Origin of the sequence: Phytoactinopolyspora endophytica (assembly GCF_004138495.1) — a bacterium.
Classification (GTDB): Bacteria; Actinomycetota; Actinomycetes; order Jiangellales; family Jiangellaceae; genus Phytoactinopolyspora; species Phytoactinopolyspora endophytica.
The window spans coordinates 365123-366571 of record NZ_ML142850.1 but is presented as its reverse complement, the minus strand read 5'-3'; the positions used below and the strand labels follow the sequence as shown (position 1 = coordinate 366571).

The 1449-nt window shown below is 65.1% G+C and carries 1 protein-coding gene and 1 pseudogene; one reads left to right on the top strand and one right to left on the bottom strand.

Going from position 1 to position 1449, the window contains the following annotated elements:
- Window positions 1-699 (bottom strand): annotated as a pseudogene (locus tag ELR45_RS40400) (hypothetical protein); the annotation flags it as partial.
- A gap of 229 nt (window positions 700-928) precedes the next feature.
- Between ELR45_RS40400 and ELR45_RS04995 the strand changes: the two are divergent.
- Window positions 929-1423 (top strand): DUF3145 domain-containing protein, encoded by a 495-nt coding sequence (locus ELR45_RS04995; protein ID WP_165367487.1) that lies wholly within the window; start codon window positions 929-931, stop codon window positions 1421-1423.
- Window positions 1424-1449 lie beyond the last annotated feature (26 nt).

Here is a 1449-nt window from a genome sequence, read left to right as displayed (position 1 = left end):
GTCGGCGAGCGAGCTCAGCACGGGCTGGGCGGTAGGCAGGATGAGGGTGAGCACATACTTGCCCGGAAGGTCGCGTTCGCGGGCGGCTTCCGCAGCGGCCGCGACGGCGTCGGCGGAGAGCCCCTCGAGTTGACTCTCGTCGTCGACGACGATCGCGGAGGCGTTGGTGTCGGCGAGGAGTTTGTTCTGGAACGTTGTCGACAGCGCAGACAGCTCCTCGTTGATCTCGCGGAGCCTGTCTTGCTGCTGGGGGTCTAGCGCCGCGCCGGCGCGGACGAAGTCGAGATGGTAGCGCTCGAGGAGCCGCTGCGACTCAGGGTCGAGGTCGGGTTCGGCGTCGTAGACTGCCTTGACCCGTGCGTAGAGATCCGCGTCGAGGTAGATCGCGTCCTCGTGCGCGGCGAGCTTCGGTGCGACCTCAGCTTGAATCTCCTGGACTGCGTCGTTCACGTCGGAGGATGCCTGGTTGAAGAAGACGACCGATACCCGCCTCAGCATCTCGCCCGTGCGTTCCAGGGCCACGATCGTGTTCTCGAACGTAGCCGGCTCGGCATCGGTGACGATCGCGTCGATCTCTGCCCGCTGTTCCGCCATGCCACGTTCGAAGGCGGGCAGATAGTGCGACTCGTCGATCCGTTCGAACGGTGGCAGCTGGTAGGGCAGGTCACTGGGGGAGAAGAACGGGTTCTCGGACGACATGAGCAGGGTCACTCCTCGGGTGGCCGGTGAGCGCCTGGGGTGTGGCGCGGGTGTTGTGCTCCACCTTGCCATGCACCGTTCGCGGGCAGCGACCGGGTGACACGCCGTGTGGTGTGCGGTTCGCGTGGCATCTACGCCCGCCATCGTGCACAATAGGAACGTCGCTTGATCCTGAAGTGATGGGAAGAGGTCGCAGGGGAAGGCGTCCCTCGACCCACAGGAGGATCTGGTGACGACACGTGGCGTCCTGTACGTCCACGCCGCAACGCCGGCGCTCTGCCCGCACATTGAGTGGGCAGCCGCCGGTGCACTTGGTGTGCGCGTGAGCCTTGACTGGACACCGCAGCCTGCCCAGCCCGGCGCCTACCGGGCTGAGTTGTCGTGGCAAGGCGAGCCTGGCATGAGTGCCAAGATCGCCTCCGCGCTGCGAGGCTGGCTGCATTTGCGGTTCGAGGTCACGGAGGAACCGAGCGCGGGCAATGAAGGCGCGCGTTATGCGTACACGCCTGCCCTGGGCATCTTCCATGCTGTGACAGGGGTGCACGGCGACATCATGATCCCAGAGGACCGGATCAAGTCCGCCGTCATCAAGGCGGCAGCGGGTGAGATCGGGCTGGAAGACGAGCTCCGCCGGCTGGTAGGGAAACCCTGGGACGATGAGCTGGAACCTTTTCGATACGCGGGTGATGGTGCGCCGGTCCGCTGGCTTCACCAGGTCGTGTAAGAAAAGTTGAGTCAAGGGGTTCACAG